Here is a 16,717-nt window from a genome sequence, read left to right as displayed (position 1 = left end):
TGACAGTGATGAATGTCACACAAATGCCCTTGATTTTTAAAATGACGCGTGATTTTTTATTGTGAAATATTAATGAAGTTGTAAACAGACAATATAAAAAAGACGTACCTATTGTCCGCTAACCCCTTCTTATTTTTCTTACAAACTCATTTTCTGTTTAAATTCTATAGAACAATAAAAAGCTGTAGAAAACATTTATCTCAAAATGTTTCTACAGCTTCCATATTTCTAAACTTATTCTGCTTCTATACGATCTTCTGCACGAATATCTTCAATTGGTACAAATAATTCAATATGGCGTTTTAAATTTTTAAACACAGCTGGTGCATCTCCACCATATTCACCATCTAAATTCAATTGAATCTTATCCTCTGAATAAACTTTTACCTCTTTTGCTTTTGTATAAATTACATGTGAATCTTTTAAATGTTCACCGCGTACAGCAAGTGTAACAAGTTTAATAAAATCAGCGATATTGCATTTTTTTAAGATGAATACGGAGAATAACCCATCATTAATACTTGCATCTGGCGCTAACTTTTCAAATCCACCAACTGAATTCGTTAGACCGATTAAAAACATCATCGCTTCTTCTTCAAAAACTTCACCATCATATTCAATACGCATATTCGTTGCTTTGATCGATGGTAACATTTCAATACCTTTTAAATAATATGCAAGTTGACCTAAAACAGTTTTCAATTTACTTGGTACTTCATAGGTTAACTCTGTAATACGACCACCACCTGCAATATTAATAAAGTAACGGTCATTTGCTAAGCCGACATCAACGGGTAATGTATCACCCTGTAAAATAATATCGACTGCTTTGTTAATGTCTCGTGGAATTCGGACAGCTCGGGCAAAATCATTCGTTGTTCCCATTGGAATCAAACCGATTTTCGGACGATTTTCAAACTCACTTACACCTGCAACGACTTCGTTCAATGTGCCGTCACCACCAACTGCTACGATTAACTCAAAATCTCTTTTAACCGCTTCTCTCGCTGCTACAGTCGCATCTCCTTCACAAGTTGTTGCATGACAAGAAGTTTCATAACCAGCAATTTCAAACTTCTCTAATACTTCTGGTAGACGTTTTTTAAAAGCTTCACGCCCAGAAGTTGGATTATATATGATTCTTGCTCTTTTCATTCTTATACCTTCCTGCTTCTCAAAATTTCCCCTATTGCTAAAACGAATTCTCTACTTAAGATGTTGCACTTTTCGTTCATTTTTTTCCATAAAATACATATTCCACTCTTTTCGAATGGAATATGCGTTATTATATGAAATTAGATTACTTTTTCTAAAGCTTGTTTTTGACTTGCATACACCCAATGCCAAAATTGATCGTTTGAAGCATTTTCCTCACCAATCATTGTGTACATCTCTTTTTGAGCGGCATCGAATTCTTCTGATTCTTTTGGTGGTAATGCTTGACGACACTTCATCACGTAAGCTTGTAATTCAGGTGCGCGTGGTCCCCATGTTCCTAAAACTTCACCTTCTTCAGATAAGAAGATATAAATCGGAATAGCGCGTCCACCATTTGTTAGATAGCGGTCAATCAAATCAAGGTTCTCATCGCGTAATACTGCACGTACGTCTAAGTCAGCAGCTTCTGCAATCTTGCGTAAGATGGCATTGTTAATCATCGCATCTCCACACCAATCTTCTGTAATCACTAAAATGTTTGGCTTTTTCGCTTTCAATGCCTCAATAAAAGCCTCGTCCTCTGGTAATGTAAATCCATTATAAACACGATATGAATTATCTTTTAAAGTCGACATTTCTTCCATATATAAAGCAAGTGGTTTTCCTTCTTCAAAATACTGTTGTTCTGTTTTCATTCCATTCCCTCCTCATTCTCTTTATTTCTTTTGTGTCTTTATTGTAACAAATTCATTTACTATTGACTATTTCCATATTTTTAACTAAACTGAATTTCTTATTCTTCTTACTGAAAGGACTTGATTTTATCCAAAAGTCACTCATCAAAAGCTATAATTTTTTATTATTTGGAATGCTCGCCCTCTTTATTCCGTTTCTTCCCGTTTTTATGAAAGCACAGGGAATGTCGGAAACAAAAGTAGGGCTTTTAATTAGTGTAGGTAGTCTTATTACAATCATTGTGCAACCTACATTCGGTATGATTAGCGATCGTTTGAAAACGATTCGTAAAGTAATGCTCGTTTTAATTTTACTCACAACCATTAGTGGTTTTTTCTTATATCAAGCATCTAGCATGACCTGGATCGTTATTTTTACGTTAGTGGTGTATGCTTTTTTAATGCCTTTAGATCCACTTTGTGAATCATTAAGTTTTACAACAGCTGAAACATTAAAAATCTCTTATGGCTCTGTTCGCACATATGGCGCACTTGGTTATGCAGTTCTATCATTAATTGTCGGCTACATAATGGACTGGTTTGGTCTACATAGTATTTCTTATTTATTTGCTGTAGCTGGAATACTTGCCTTTCTATCTGTCTGGTTATTACGTGATGCACCACCAAGCCCTGTACCTGTAACGATTGAAGGTTTTAAAAAATTAATTTTAAATAAAGAAATTTTACTGTTTCTTCTATTAATATTAATCGCTTCTATCTCTGCACGTATGAATGATACATTTTTAGGTATTCACGTAATTACGTTGAATGGCGATAACAAACTTGTTGGGCTTGCGTTCTTTATCGCAGCGGCAAGTGAAATTGTCATCTTCGCTTTAAGCTTTATGTGGTTAAAGCCTGGGAAAGAATTATTACTCATCACGATTGCCATCTTCTTCTATGTAGTACGATTCTTCTTATCAGGAATTGTGGATAATCCTTATGCATTAATTGCTGTACAACTGCTACAGATGGTAACATTCCCAATCTTTTATACAGCGGCAATTCAGTACTTATATAAATTAGTACCACGCGAATGGCGTGCAACAGGACAAACTTTACTTGCACTCTTATTCTTTGGGTTTTCAGGTATGGTAGCATCCGCAATTGGTGGTTATGTGTATAATGTATTCGGCGGACACAACTTCTACTTCATGCTAACAGGTATCTCAACAGTCGCTTTTGTATATGGAATTTTCCTATTAATTCGCCAAAAACGACAAACATCATAAAAAAAGACTTCGACATTTTTACGTGTCGAAGTCTTTTTCTATTTAGCGATTGTGATTCCAAAAGTCATCCATTGCGTGGTCCATATAGACCCAACCTTTCCAACCAATGTGTAGTGTGTCTGTGAACATGTAATTTTCATTTTCATGTTGTGACATATCTACATAAGCATAACCTGATTCACGCAAGAATTTATTCATTTTTGCGTAATAATCATCACGACGTTCTTTATCAAATTCTGCATAATCATACCACTTTCCATTCATCGGAATAGAAACAAACATTGGTTTTGCACCGGCATCTTTAAAAGCATCCATAACTAATTTTAAATCTGCATACTCTGGTGAGTTGGTATATTCTTCGTCTTTTTTATAACCTTTTAATTCTTGTAGCTTAGGCTTAACTTTTTTATCATAATAGCTTGTTTTAATACTATATTCATTATTCACACGCGGTTTACCAAATGCTTCTGCATTAGCAAGTTGTTGCTCAAATGTACGACCTTTCACTAATGTGTCATCTGCTTTTAGATTACGTGGATCATGTCCAATAAATAGCGAATAATACAAGTCTTTTTTATGTTGAATACTACGCGTCATACTTCCGACAGCCATCGCCATTTTACCGACAATCGGATATTTTTTATGGTTGGATAACTCATATTCATACATGGTGCGTAGTACTGTATCACGTTTAACTGTATCAAATGTTAACAGACGCTTCATACCACGCTTTTTAATCTCTGAATCGATTTCGTTATTGAAAGCTAAATCATAAGATTGCAACATCGAGTAGTTCGGTGAAAAATGGAATTCATCTAATCCCTCTTTTACAAACCATTGTGGTGAAACAATGAATACAACTTTTTTATCTTTTAAGTTTTTCTTCTGTTCCACAATATTTAAAAAGTGAACTAGACTTTGCATACCACCACGTCCTACAAGATACGTATCGTATGGTGCGTCAGTAGCTTTTGCATAATTGTACGGATGGAATGGATCAAATCGTACAAGTTCAGATGAACCTAAAATCGGCATCATATTATCTTGTTGTAACATACGCGATTGCATATATTTCCCTTGATAAACAAGTGGATTCATTTCTGTTTTTGCAGCATCTACTTGTTCATCTGAAATCATTTTTTCAAGCCATTTATTCGGAAAGAATAAGAAGACTAGAAAGAGTGCAACCGCAACAAACAGCGGTACAAACGTTACTTTTTTCATGCAAGCTCTTCTAATTGCATTACAATATTATTCGGTGTATTCCATTCTTCACGATTAAATACTGTAATTGGTACATTGATGCCTAATTCATCTTCGATTGCTACTAACAAGTTGATTGTACCGAATGAATCAAGTAAACCTTCTTGGAATAAATCTAAATCGCGCTCCTCTAAAACAACATCATCTTCACAAACATCTGCAATAATTTGAATTACTTTTTCTTTGTCCATTTTTAAAATCTCCCTTACGTATTAGAATAGTGCGCCTGAGAAAATATAGAAACCAAAACATACAAAATTGAATGTAATGAATACTGAAATCGCATGCGTCCACTTATTATTTTTCCAAAACTTCTTCTTCTTGTTCCATCGTTCGAATACATCGAAACAAATAATGAGTAATGCTTGATACAGACCATACACAATGTAGTGAAGCTCTAAGCCATGCCACGCACCCATTAATAAGAACAATAAGAAGTAACCGATATACGATACTGTATAGCGATTTTTAATCCAACGGTTTTTCATCATCCAAAATACAAAGCGCATGTATACGTAGTCACGGAACCAGAATGACAGGCTCATGTGCCAACGTTCCCAGAACTCTTTAATATTTCGACTAATGAATGGTAAGTTGAAGTTTTCAGGTGTACGAATACCCATTAGATAACTGACACCAATCGCAAAACAACTGTACCCAGCAAAATCAAAGAATAAATACAGACTATATACATACATGTACGCTAGATGCCCTCCAAAAGAATCTAGAACACCGTATGTACGATCCGGTAAGAACACTAAGATTTTGTTATAAAGTAAAAAGGCTAAAATAAATTTATAAAGGAAACCTAAGAAAATCTTATTAATCCCTTTATAAACTAGCTCTCGGTATTCCTCTTTCGTTGGTACTTTTTTAAAATCACGATCAAATCGTTTCCAACGGTCGATTGGACCAGATGAAACAGTCGGGAAGAATAGTAGGAAATAAACCAATTCTGTAATTGGAATATCCTTCTTCATCATGCCGTCTCGTGTTTCCATAATCATTTGTACCGCTCTAAATGTAATATATGAGATACCTAAGAATCCGAAGATGTGTAAATTAAAGAACGGTAAAACTTTTACAAGAACTAACGGTAAAATCGCTAGTAATACACCAATGACAAAAACGGCTGTATGGTTTTTATTTTTACGATACGAATGGTAACCCTTAATTAATAACACTTGGAAAAGTGTAAATAATAAAATCGAAATGGTTGCCTTCCAATTAATCGTATAATTCCCCATATCTAGACCGAAAATCAATGCTAACATAACAACTGTAATAAACAGATTATATTTTCGAGATGATTTTCCTAAGAAACCAAGAATAATCGTTGGTAACAGCGCAATTGCTGTAATTAAGAAGAATAGAAAATCACTATATGGAATCATAAGCCTACTTCAACCGCCAATCTTTTACGGTCTACTTTACCATTCATATTGAGTGGTAGTGAGTCTAAATAGACAAACTTTTTCGGAACCATATAGTTTGGAATGGCTTTTAACAGCTTTTCCTTTAAATTCTTTGTCACTTTAAATGGCTTCTCAGTCATTTCATTGTGCAATGCAACACATGCTGTAAGTGCGGTTACTTCTTCTCCTGATTTAACAGGTAACACGACACATGCACCGACCTCGTCTAAAGCTTCAATTTGCTTTTCGATTTCCTCAATCTCCATACGATAACCATGTAATTTAATTTGGAAATCTGAACGCCCTGCGTAGAAAATATGTTCATCTTGGATATATCCTAAATCGCCTGCCTTATAGATACGTTCGCCTTCATGCGTTTTGAAAACTTTATTCGTCTGTTCTTCTGCATACAGGTAACCTGATGTACTTACAGTTGGTCCAAAGATGACAAGTTCACCCTTTTCCCCATCTGTTACTTCTTCCATTTGTTCATTCATGATTTTTAAAATCCCTGTATCGACTGGCGCAATTGGTAATTGTTCATATGTCTCAATCATATCATCTGTTACTTCAACAGCTGTCACAGCTACTGTTGTCTCTGTTGGGCCATACAAATTATAGATTGTCGCTTTTTTGAATCGTTGTTTTAATTCTTTAGCAACTTGTAATGGTAGTACCTCTCCACAGAACAAGAATGTTTGTAAATCAGGCATTTGTTCATCGTTCCACTCTGGATTCATTAAACAAATCTTCGCGAATGATGGTGTAGATGTCCACACATTAATTGAGGAATCATGCAATTCTTCAAATAATAAACCAGCATTTTCAATTTGAGATTTTGTTATCGCATGTAACTCTCTTCCACCTGTTAAGGCTGGATATAGGTCCATTACGGATAAGTCGAAGGAGTAAGGTGCTTGATTTAAATACACACCATTTGGAAGCGAGCAAGCTTCGTTAATCCATGCAACAAAATGTCGTAAATTTGATTCAGAGATTTGTACGCCTTTTGGCTTTCCTGTACTACCTGATGTATAGATGATATAAAATACTTCATCTTCGCTAACCCATGTAGTTGGATCGTTTTGAGCTCCTTCTCCCTTTACAATCAAATCATTAGCTGTTTGTTGTTGCACAGCAATTTCTAAATCGAATTGCTCCGTTGTGATCATAAATGAAGATTTCGATGCCTCAACGATATGTGAAATTCGTTCTAAAGGAATCGAAATATCGAGTGGGATATATGGGTGACCTGCTTTTACAACTCCTAAAAATGCGATAATTTGTTTAGGAGACATATGTCCGTAAACTGTAATCGGGCTATTTTTAGGCAAATTCATTTTTTTTATGGTATGCGCCAATGCATTTGATTGTTCCCAAAGTTCACCGTAAGTAACCGTTTGACCTGCTGATCGGTACGCTACTTTTTCTGGATGTTCCTTTGCAATAGATGCAATTTGTTGTAGCACATTCATAATATGCACTTCCTTTCACTAAAACTCGGTATATATAAATGGACCCGCGCTCATATCATGGAAACCGTAAATTAATACAAGTAACACCATAATGGCAAAATAAAAGAACGTTTGACCAATTGCTCGCGGAACACTCATTTTTTCTTCTTCTTTTTTTTCTTTATTTACCATTTGTACGCTCCTTTCCACCTTTTATTCTAACGATTTAAGGTTTAAAAAGTTTCATTTTTTTCATTAAATATAACATTTATTACACCAATATAAATTTTATATTACAAAAAGGGCAAATGATAGTGGAAAATAGTCACAAATCTTTTCCATACTTTATTACCCCATTTAAAATAAATACTTCTTAAAAAATAAAAAAGACGTTCAGTGGTATCAAACGAACCATGAACGACTTTTTCAACTTACTTAACGTTTGTTAATTTCTTCAATTAGTAATTTATTTACCATTTGAGGGTTAGCTTGACCGCGTGATGCTTTCATAATTTGACCTACTAGGAAGCCAATCGCACGATCTTTACCATTTTTAAAATCTTCAATTGATTGTGCATTATTATCTAGGACTTCTGTCACCATGGCTAATAAAGCACCTTCATCAGAGATTTGTACTAAACCTTTTGCCTTAACGATTTCTTCTGCGTTACCACCGTTTTCAACAAGCTCTTTGAAAACTTTCTTCGCAATCTTAGAAGAAATAGTATCTGCAGAGATTAATTTAATCATACCTGCAAGACCTTCTGGCGTTAAAGCTGTATCAGCTAATTCTTTTTGCTCTGCGTTTAAGTAAGCATTTACTTCGCCCATTAACCAGTTTGATGCTAATTTTGCATCTGCACCAGCTGCAACAGTCGCTTCAAAGAAATCCGCTGTTTCTTTTGATAAAGTTAATACGTGTGCGTCATAAGCTGGGATGCCCATCTCTGCTACATAACGTTCTTTACGAGCGTCAGGTAATTCTGGGATCATCGCTTTTTCGCGCTCTAACCATGCGTCGTCAATTACGATATCTACTAAGTCAGGCTCTGGGAAGTAACGGTAATCATCCGTACCTTCTTTTACACGCATTAATACAGTTTTACTTGTTTTCTCGTCGAAACGACGTGTTTCTTGCTTAATTTCGCCGCCTGCTTTTAGTACAGCTTCTTGGCGCTGTGCTTCATACTCAATCCCTTTACGAACGAAGTTGAATGAGTTTAAGTTTTTAAGCTCTGTACGTGTACCGAATTCTTCTTGACCGTAAGGACGGATTGAGATGTTCGCGTCACAACGTAGAGAACCTTCCTCCATACGAACGTCTGAAACGCCTGTATATTGGATAATCGCTTTTAGTTTTTCAAGGTACGCATATGCTTCCTCTGGTGTACGAATATCTGGCTCAGAAACGATTTCAACAAGTGGAGTTCCTTGACGGTTATAATCCACTAATGAAGCGTTCGCACCATGTGTTAATTTACCGGCATCTTCTTCCATATGAATACGTGTAATACCGATACGTTTCTTTTCGCCATTTACTTCGATTTCAATCCAACCGTTTTCACCAATTGGTTTATCAAATTGTGAAATTTGATATGCTTTTGGATTATCAGGGTAGAAGTAGTTTTTACGGTCGAACTTTGTATGTTGGTTAATATCCATGTTTAGCGCAAGAGCTACACGCATCGCATAGTTCACAACTTCTTTATTCACAACAGGTAATACGCCAGGATATCCTAAGTCGATTACTGATGTATTTGTATTTGGTTCAGAACCAAATTGGTTTGGAGATGGTGAGAAAATTTTTGAGTTAGTTTTTAACTCAACGTGTACTTCTAAACCGACAACTGTTTCAAAATTTGTCATGTTATTTTACCTCCCAAGTTTGAGGTGTTTTTGTATGGAAGTCTGTTACGCGTTCGAATGCATCTGCAACACGGTAAACAGTTCCTTCTTCGAAATAGTTACCAATGATTTGTAAACCAACAGGAAGGTCACCGTCAAAACCACATGGAATTGAGATAGCTGGAACACCTGCTAAGTTAATTGGAACCGTTAAAATATCATTCGCATAAACCGTCATTGGATCTTCGATATTTTCGCCTAGTTTGAATGCAGTTGTTGGTGTTGTAGGTCCAACAATGACATCATACGATTTGAATACTTCATCAAAGTCTTGTTTGATTAATGTACGAACTTGTTGTGCTTTTTTATAATAAGCATCGTACGTACCAGCTGATAATGAGTAAGTTCCTAACATAATACGGCGTTTTACTTCATCACCAAAACCTTGCGCACGTGTTTGTAAGTATAAATCTTCTAAGTTATCTGCTTCTGCACGGAAACCGTAACGGATACCGTCAAAACGAGATAAGTTAGATGAAGCTTCAGAAGAAGAAAGGATATAGTAAGCTGCTAAAGCATATTTAGAATGTGGAAGTGATACTTCATCTACAGTAGCGCCAAGTTCTTTTAACTTGTCGATCGCTGCTTGTACTTGTGCTTTCACACCAGCAGAAACACCTTCACCTAAATATTCTTTTGGTACAGCTACTTTAAGACCTTTAATATCGCCTGTTAATTGTGCAGCGAAATCTGGTACTTCTACGTTTGCAGAAGTTGAGTCATTTGCATCAACACCTGAAATCGCTTCTAATAATAATGCGTTATCACGTACGTTACGTGTAATTGGTCCAATTTGATCTAAAGAAGATGCAAACGCTACTAAACCGTAACGAGATACGCGACCATATGTAGGTTTCATACCTACTACACCACAATATGCTGCTGGTTGACGGATTGAACCGCCTGTATCAGAACCTAATGTGAATGGTACTTCGCCTGCTGCTACTGCTGCTGCTGAACCACCTGAAGAACCACCAGGTACATGATTGAAATTCCAAGGATTGTGAACAGGTTTGATGCTTGAGTTTTCATTTGCAGAACCCATCGCAAATTCATCCATGTTAACTTTACCAACTGTAATCATGCCTGCATCACGTAATTTTTGTACGACTGTTGCATCATAAATTGGGTTGAATCCTTCTAAAATTTTTGAAGCACAAGTTGTTTCAAGTCCTTCAGTTACAATGTTGTCCTTTACACCGATTGGTAAACCAAATAGTGGTCCACGTTCTTCGAAAGGTACTTTGTCCATCTCAGCTGCTTGTGCAGTAGCTGCTTCTTTGTTTAGTGCTAAAAACGCACCTACTTCGCCATCAAGTGCATCGATACGAGCAAATGCTTCTGCTGTTAAGTCTGCAATTGTTACTTCTTTGTTTTTTAGAAGTTCTTGCATCTCAGCAGATGTATGTTTAAACAATGACATCCGTATTGTTCCTCCTTCAATTAATTTATTCAGACATAATTGGTGGTACTTTAACTAGTCCATCTTGTTGTTCCTTGACGTTTTTCATCATCAGATCACGTGATAAACCTTCTGCTGCCACATCTTCACGAAGTACGTTTACAAGCGGTAGAACATGCGTTGTTGGTTCTACATTCGTTGTATCTAATTCGTTCAATTGTGCCGCAAAATCAGTAATTGCAGCGAGTTGACTTGCGAATTTTTCCGCTTCTTCCTCAGTGATTGCAAGACGAGCCAATTTTGCTACGTGTTTCACTTCTTCTACTGAAAGTTTTGCCATTTATTACACCTCCAAATTCGATAACCATACCTATGATAATATCATTTCTTTCATACAGTAAGCAAGGTACTTTTATGTAGTAAAGCGCTCGTAACATCTTGAAAATAAAGGGTTTTCTAAAAGTTTTGAGTTTGTTCACAGCTTAACATCGGTTTTAGTACATGAAAAAACGTAAGTGATGGATGTCACATCACTTACGTTTTTTTATTCGTTATAAAGATGGACAAATGTTTCGGATTCGCCACTCTTTTTCACAATCAATGCCTCTGGTCCATTTACAGACGTAATACTTACTTCTACTTTTAAATCTTTCGGGAATTGTTTCACGACTTCAGAAGCTGCATATTGTGTAAAACCTGTAATTTCTGAAGAACCATAAAACTTAATTGGAATTTTGATTTTTAAACTCTGCATACGATCTTGTGTATAGTAACCTGTACCAATGATATTCGCTGAGTTTGTAAAGTACGAATCAATTTTCTCTTTGAATGCGATGAAGTTGTCATTTACTTCACGGTACTTATCTTCAGGGTTTGACATTGGGAACTGTAAATACTTTTCGCTAACATTTTTCCAATCGCTAATTGTTGACTTACCTTCGCCTACTTCTGCATAGGCAATGTACGTTCCTGGTACAATATCTCCGCGTGCAGATTGTTTATACAGTCCAATCGTAATTGGTACATTCGCTAAACCGTCCATACCACGTAGACGCTTTACAACTTTTTCAGCAATTTTTTTGCCTTCTGCATTTAATGTAGCATCTGGAATCGGCTCATCATACGTTGCGCCATAATCTTCCTTTTGATAGTAGTAAACTGAATTTAACGCTAAACCAATTGAAATACCTGCTAATTTCACTTTATTCGAACCCGATTGTTTTAAATAATCTTGTTCGATAATGTGTGCTAAGTAAACAGGAGCTTTTTTTGCACGCTCTGTTGGACTCATACCTTTATCGCTTGGATTTAGACCTTCAGCTGATTGATTTCTACGCGCCAACCACGATTGTACGGTTTCTTTATCTAAATATTGTCCTTCTTGGAAGAAGTATTCGTCTGGGTCATATACATTACGCGAGATACGTGTTAATCCTTGTTCTGCTTCTTGAATATCATAGTTTGAATAGATATTCGATACAATGAGACCACGACTTGCACTTTCTTTATAAGGTAATAATGTACGATAATATTTACCTTCTGTAACCGTATTCGGCACAATCGTTGATTGACTATCATCTTTGTCTTGTGTTACAACTTTCTTCTCTTCTTTTGAAAGAGGACTTGTACATCCAGCTAATAAAGCAGCAGCTAGTATCGCAGGAATTAAGCGGCGTTTTTTCATCATTTCCTAAAACTCCTTCATTTAAGATAATTCTTCTATGAGACGTTCCTCATTCCACACTTCAATTCCGAGTTGTTCAGCTTTTGTTAATTTAGAGCCCGCATCTTCACCTGCAATGACAAGGTCTGTTTTCTTACTCACACTCCCTGTCACTTTGCCGCCAAGCTCTTCAATTTTCTTTTGCGCTTCTGAGCGATTTAATTGTGAAAGCTTACCTGTTAATACAATCGTCTTTCCATTAAATACACTATCAATTTCTTCGGTATTGATTTTCTTACCAGTATAATATACATTGACGCCTAATTGGCGTAAACGTTCGATTAATTCACGAACTTCTTCTTTTTCAAAATACATGACAATGGAATCAGCCATCTTATCGCCAATCTCAAATATTTCTGTCAACTGCTCCACTGTCGCATCCATTAATGCATCAATCGATTCAAATTCCTCTGCTAATAGGCGTGCTGCTTTTGCACCTACGTGACGAATTCCTAAACCAAATAATAATCGTTCCAGTGAATTTTTCTTGGAAGCTTCAATTGCATCCAATAAATTTTGTGCAGATTTTTCACCCATTCGTTCAAGGGCAATTAATTCTTCTTTATTTAATGTATATAAGTCTGAAACATCTTTCACAAGTCCTTCGCGTAGTAGCTGACTAACTACACGTTCACCGATACCCTCAATATTCATCGCGTTACGTGAAACGAAGTGCGATAATCCCTCTGCGACTTGTGCAAAACAACTTGGATTTACACAACGGAGCGCAACTTCATCATCAATACGTACTAATTCACTGCCACAAGCTGGGCAGTGCGTCGGCATTGTAAAAGGCTCTAGTCCTTCAGGTCGTTGGTCGAATAATACTTGTTTTACTTCTGGAATAATATCACCAGCTTTACGAATAATGACCGCATCACCAATACGAATATCTTTTTCGCGAATGATGTTTTCATTATGTAGCGTTGCACGCTGGACAGTTGTTCCAGCAACTTGAACAGGTTCTAAAATCGCAGTTGGTGTAACAACACCTGTACGTCCAACTGTTAAGTCAATATCCAAAACTTTCGTCATGACTTCTTCAGCGGGGAATTTGTAAGCGATTGACCAACGCGGTGCTTTCACTGTATTCCCAAGCTCTTGTTGCTGGTCATAGCGATCTACCTTTACTACAATCCCATCAATTTCATAAATTAAGTTTGGTCTTTTTTCTGTCCATTCTTGAATGTATGCAAATACTTCTTCAATTGTTTGGCATTTTTTACGTTCGTGGTTCGTAGTGAAGCCAAGTTGATCTAAATAATCTAGTGCATCACTGTGACTTGCGAGACCATAATCTTCACCACTACCGCCAATAGCATAGATGAATGTTGAAAGATTACGCTTTGCTGCAATTTTCGGGTCAAGCTGGCGTAAAGAACCCGCAGCTGCATTACGTGGGTTCGCGAATAATTCTTCCCCCTGCTCTGCACGTACTTTATTTAAATTGGTGAATGACTTCTTCGGCATATAACATTCGCCGCGCACTTCAATCGTCACTGGTTCTTTTAAGCGAAGAGGAATCGAATGCACTGTTTTTAAATTCTCTGTAATATCTTCCCCTACAGAACCATTTCCACGTGTTGCACCGCGAACAAATAGACCATTGTCATACATTAGTGAGATGGCTAAACCATCTATTTTTAATTCACATACATAAGAGAAATTATCGCCAATCGATTGGCGAACACGCTCATCAAAGCTTTTTAAATCGGCTTCACTGAACGCATTCCCTAGACTAAGCATCGGATAACGATGTTCTACTTTATTAAATCCTTTTAAAATCTCGCCACCGACACGTTGGGTTGGAGAATCTGGATAAATCAAATCCGGATATTCTTGTTCAATCGCAAGTAATTCATGCAACATCTTGTCATATACATGATCAGGTACAGTCGGTTGGTCTAATACATAATAGGCATGTCCGTATTCATGTAATAACCGATTATATTCTGCGACTTTCTGTTCCAGTTCTTTTCTGTCCATTCTTTTTCCTCCATCTATTTCAGACTATACTTTTTCAATTGGTGCAAATTTCGCAAGTAAACGCTTGATGCCTGTTGGACTTGGGAAGGCAATATCGAGTTCCATTCCTTCACCCTCACCTTTTACACTTACTACTGTACCAATACCCCATTTTTTGTGTGATGCCTTATCTCCAGCAGCCCATGTTACTTTATCGCCACCAGATTCTTTATAATTCGTTGTTGTTTTTAATTTTGTTCCTGTATTCATTGGCTTGCGATAGCCAGATGATTGACGACGTGGCTCTCTTGAAGTTGCTTGATAACCGAAACTTGTAGAAGCAATTTCTTCTAAAATTGCAGAATCAATCTCTTGAATAAAGCGAGATGGACTATTAAAGCTACTACGTCCGAATAAAGTACGTGTTTGCGCACATGTAATAATTAACTGCTGCTCCGCTCTTGTAATGCCGAATGGTGATAGGTAACCCTTTGATATGATCTCCAGGTTTTCCCCCACCCCACACCGTGCTTGCGAGTTTCCCCGCACACGGCGCTCCATCTAATCATCAATAGTCAAATTCGCATTATTTTAATACTTCATAACCACATAATTTTCTATATTTGTTCAATTGTTTTAAATTAATATAGGCAGGTAAATCTTTTAACTTCAAATTCACATCATGTACGAATTTATGCGATGTTTTACTCAACATTATGAGATTACTATAATTATCCGTACCACCTAGACTTAACGGTATTTTATGATGTATATGAATTTCTTGTGGATCCATATATAGATATTCTTTATCTAAAATCGGATCTTTCTTTTGTTGATTCAAGAGACTTGGGATATAAATAATGTTACTACTATTTTTCCCTGTTTTTGTTCGATTTTCAAAGAAATAGTCCAACCATTCAAGTGCCTTATATCTCGTTTGATTCGGTTCCCATAGTTTGTGTACTTCATACATATAATCTGCTGTACTTTTCACACTATGTTGTCTCATTTCCCACAGATTAAGTAGTTGTCCATTTATGATAAAGCTAACATGAGGATTTCGAACTTTATCAATTTGTACTTTTTGTCGACTTCTACACATCTTTTTTATAAGCAATAAATGTATTCTACTTATTAGCCATGTTAAATTCGTACAGATATTGTAATAATTAAATATTCCTCTTATATATACGATGAAGTAATCCAAATTGCCTTTCCATAAACACCATTCAAGCCTAAGTTTAGTTTCTCTCCAAAGTTTCTTTTGGTCTTTTACCGAAATGATAAATGAATTTTGTTTGGTACTGTATGTTTTTCGATATTTATATCCTAAGAACTTCAGTTGTGCATCACCATGAATTGGTATTAACTTTGTTTTATCACGATTTATTTCTAATTCGTTTTCTTTACACCAATCTTCTAGCATCATTATTGCATCGTATATATCATATTTCCCTTTGCTAATTAATACAAAGTCATCTGCGTATCGAATAATTTTTACTACTCTACGATGTTTCAACCAATTAAAGTAAAATTCACGTCCACGTTTGTAATTTTTACCATGGTTTTTATGAATATTGGGGTTTTGGATAATTTGACGACCATTTTCTCGCTCAAAATCATTTATTTTATGAAGGCGAAGCTCAAAATCATGAAACATAACGTTGGCGAGTATTGGTCCTAAAATTGTTCCTTGTCTTAATCCAACTCCATTATATTTTTCTTTTGGTTGTATCAGGTCAATCCACATTAATCGCTTTATACATTTTAGAAATGCTAAGTCATGTATATTGTGGTTTAACTTTAACTTATCAAGTACTTTATCAATTTTTACAGTATCAAAGTATTCTTTCAAGTCGCAATCGTATATATGACCTTCATTATTATATTGTAAAGTAGTTGCGATATAGGACATACACTCTTGAGCATTACGATTTTTCCTAAATCCAAAACTTTCAGGATTAAATTGTGCTTCAAGAATAGGTTCAAGGATATTTTTAACACATTGTTGTGCAATCCTATCATATAAATTGGTTATGCCTAAAGATCGCATTTTTCCATTGCTTTTCGGTATCATTACATGCCTTGCTTTACCTCGTTTTGAACCAAATAATCGATTTTTGATTTCCTTTATAACATCTTCAATATCTAATTTCATAATGTCATTAAAGGTTATACCATCTGGACCTGCTGTTTTCTTGCCTTTATTACTACCTATAATTTTAATTGAACAAATAATATTTCTTTCATCAATGACATATTGCCACAAGTGGTTAAATCGTGTTTTAGTTAATGCTTTATCAAATAATATTTGTTCGACATCATTAATACCATATCGCCAAATATCCTTGTCTTTGACCTTCATATTCATCGCCTTCTTTCCACATGGGATAGCGATTACTATTGATGTTAGACTTGGGGCCTTCCCTCCACTTCCATTACAGAAGCTTCTGCAGTACTATGCCC

The 16,717-nt window shown here is 36.0% G+C and carries 14 protein-coding genes and 1 pseudogene; 1 reads left to right on the top strand and 14 read right to left on the bottom strand.

Annotation, left to right across the window (positions count from 1 at the left end; translation table 11 throughout):
- Positions 1–234: 234 nt before the first annotated feature.
- Together ASO14_RS02065 and ASO14_RS02060 are read right to left on the bottom strand one after the other, a co-directional pair.
- Entirely contained in the window at positions 235–1,155 is a 921-nt protein-coding gene (locus ASO14_RS02065; protein ID WP_068450803.1) for a diacylglycerol kinase, read from the bottom strand.
- Between the two features lie 140 nt (positions 1,156–1,295).
- Entirely contained in the window at positions 1,296–1,853 is a 558-nt protein-coding gene (locus ASO14_RS02060) for a thioredoxin family protein (RefSeq protein WP_068450801.1), read from the bottom strand.
- Between the two features lie 173 nt (positions 1,854–2,026).
- Here ASO14_RS02060 and ASO14_RS02055 point away from each other — a divergent pair, with 173 nt between their 5' ends.
- Positions 2,027–3,124 (top strand): MFS transporter, encoded by a 1,098-nt coding sequence (locus tag ASO14_RS02055; RefSeq protein ID WP_231726990.1) that lies wholly within the window; start codon positions 2,027–2,029, stop codon positions 3,122–3,124.
- Between the two features lie 42 nt (positions 3,125–3,166).
- On the opposite strand, the gene dltD is transcribed toward ASO14_RS02055, so the two are convergent.
- From dltD to ASO14_RS01995, 12 genes and pseudogenes are all read right to left on the bottom strand, one after another.
- On the bottom strand, positions 3,167–4,348 hold the full coding sequence (gene dltD, locus ASO14_RS02050; RefSeq protein WP_068450799.1) for a D-alanyl-lipoteichoic acid biosynthesis protein DltD: 1,182 nt from the start codon (positions 4,346–4,348) through the stop codon (positions 3,167–3,169).
- Positions 4,345–4,578 (bottom strand): D-alanine--poly(phosphoribitol) ligase subunit DltC, encoded by a 234-nt coding sequence (gene dltC / locus ASO14_RS02045; protein WP_068450796.1) that lies wholly within the window; start codon positions 4,576–4,578, stop codon positions 4,345–4,347. Before dltC ends, dltD begins: the two co-directional genes overlap by 4 nt.
- 21 nt (positions 4,579–4,599) lie before the next feature.
- Complete coding sequence (dltB, locus tag ASO14_RS02040) at positions 4,600–5,781, bottom strand: D-alanyl-lipoteichoic acid biosynthesis protein DltB (protein WP_068450793.1); 1,182 nt, start codon at positions 5,779–5,781, stop codon at positions 4,600–4,602.
- On the bottom strand, positions 5,778–7,277 hold the full coding sequence (gene dltA / locus ASO14_RS02035) for a D-alanine--poly(phosphoribitol) ligase subunit DltA (protein WP_068450790.1): 1,500 nt from the start codon (positions 7,275–7,277) through the stop codon (positions 5,778–5,780). The genes dltB and dltA overlap by 4 nt, the downstream gene beginning before the upstream one ends.
- 18 nt (positions 7,278–7,295) lie before the next feature.
- Complete coding sequence (locus ASO14_RS02030; RefSeq protein ID WP_231726972.1) at positions 7,296–7,448, bottom strand: teichoic acid D-Ala incorporation-associated protein DltX; 153 nt, start codon at positions 7,446–7,448, stop codon at positions 7,296–7,298.
- A 243-nt stretch (positions 7,449–7,691) separates the two neighbouring features.
- Positions 7,692–9,122 (bottom strand): Asp-tRNA(Asn)/Glu-tRNA(Gln) amidotransferase subunit GatB, encoded by a 1,431-nt coding sequence (gatB, locus tag ASO14_RS02025; RefSeq protein WP_068450787.1) that lies wholly within the window; start codon positions 9,120–9,122, stop codon positions 7,692–7,694.
- A gap of 1 nt (position 9,123) precedes the next feature.
- Entirely contained in the window at positions 9,124–10,584 is a 1,461-nt protein-coding gene (gatA, locus tag ASO14_RS02020; protein WP_068450784.1) for an Asp-tRNA(Asn)/Glu-tRNA(Gln) amidotransferase subunit GatA, read from the bottom strand.
- Positions 10,585–10,609: 25 nt separating this feature from the next.
- Positions 10,610–10,903, bottom strand: a complete 294-nt coding sequence (gene gatC / locus ASO14_RS02015; RefSeq protein WP_068450780.1) for an Asp-tRNA(Asn)/Glu-tRNA(Gln) amidotransferase subunit GatC — start codon at positions 10,901–10,903, stop codon at positions 10,610–10,612.
- A 204-nt stretch (positions 10,904–11,107) separates the two neighbouring features.
- Positions 11,108–12,250, bottom strand: a complete 1,143-nt coding sequence (locus ASO14_RS02010; protein ID WP_335339056.1) for a CamS family sex pheromone protein — start codon at positions 12,248–12,250, stop codon at positions 11,108–11,110.
- An 18-nt stretch (positions 12,251–12,268) separates the two neighbouring features.
- Positions 12,269–14,272: an NAD-dependent DNA ligase LigA gene (ligA, locus tag ASO14_RS02005; RefSeq protein WP_068450777.1), complete on the bottom strand. Its 2,004-nt coding sequence runs from the start codon at positions 14,270–14,272 to the stop codon at positions 12,269–12,271.
- Between the two features lie 24 nt (positions 14,273–14,296).
- Positions 14,297–14,734: pseudogene (locus tag ASO14_RS02000) on the bottom strand (ATP-dependent DNA helicase PcrA); the annotation flags it as partial.
- 103 nt (positions 14,735–14,837) lie between these two features.
- Positions 14,838–16,616: a reverse transcriptase domain-containing protein gene (locus ASO14_RS01995; RefSeq protein WP_068450771.1), complete on the bottom strand. Its 1,779-nt coding sequence runs from the start codon at positions 16,614–16,616 to the stop codon at positions 14,838–14,840.
- Positions 16,617–16,717: the final 101 nt, after the last annotated feature.

This window comes from Kurthia sp. 11kri321 (genome assembly GCF_001534765.1).
Taxonomy (GTDB): domain Bacteria; phylum Bacillota; class Bacilli; order Bacillales_A; family Planococcaceae; genus Kurthia; species Kurthia gibsonii.
Note: the sequence above shows the minus strand (reverse complement) of the source record. Positions and strands in the feature narration are given on the sequence as shown.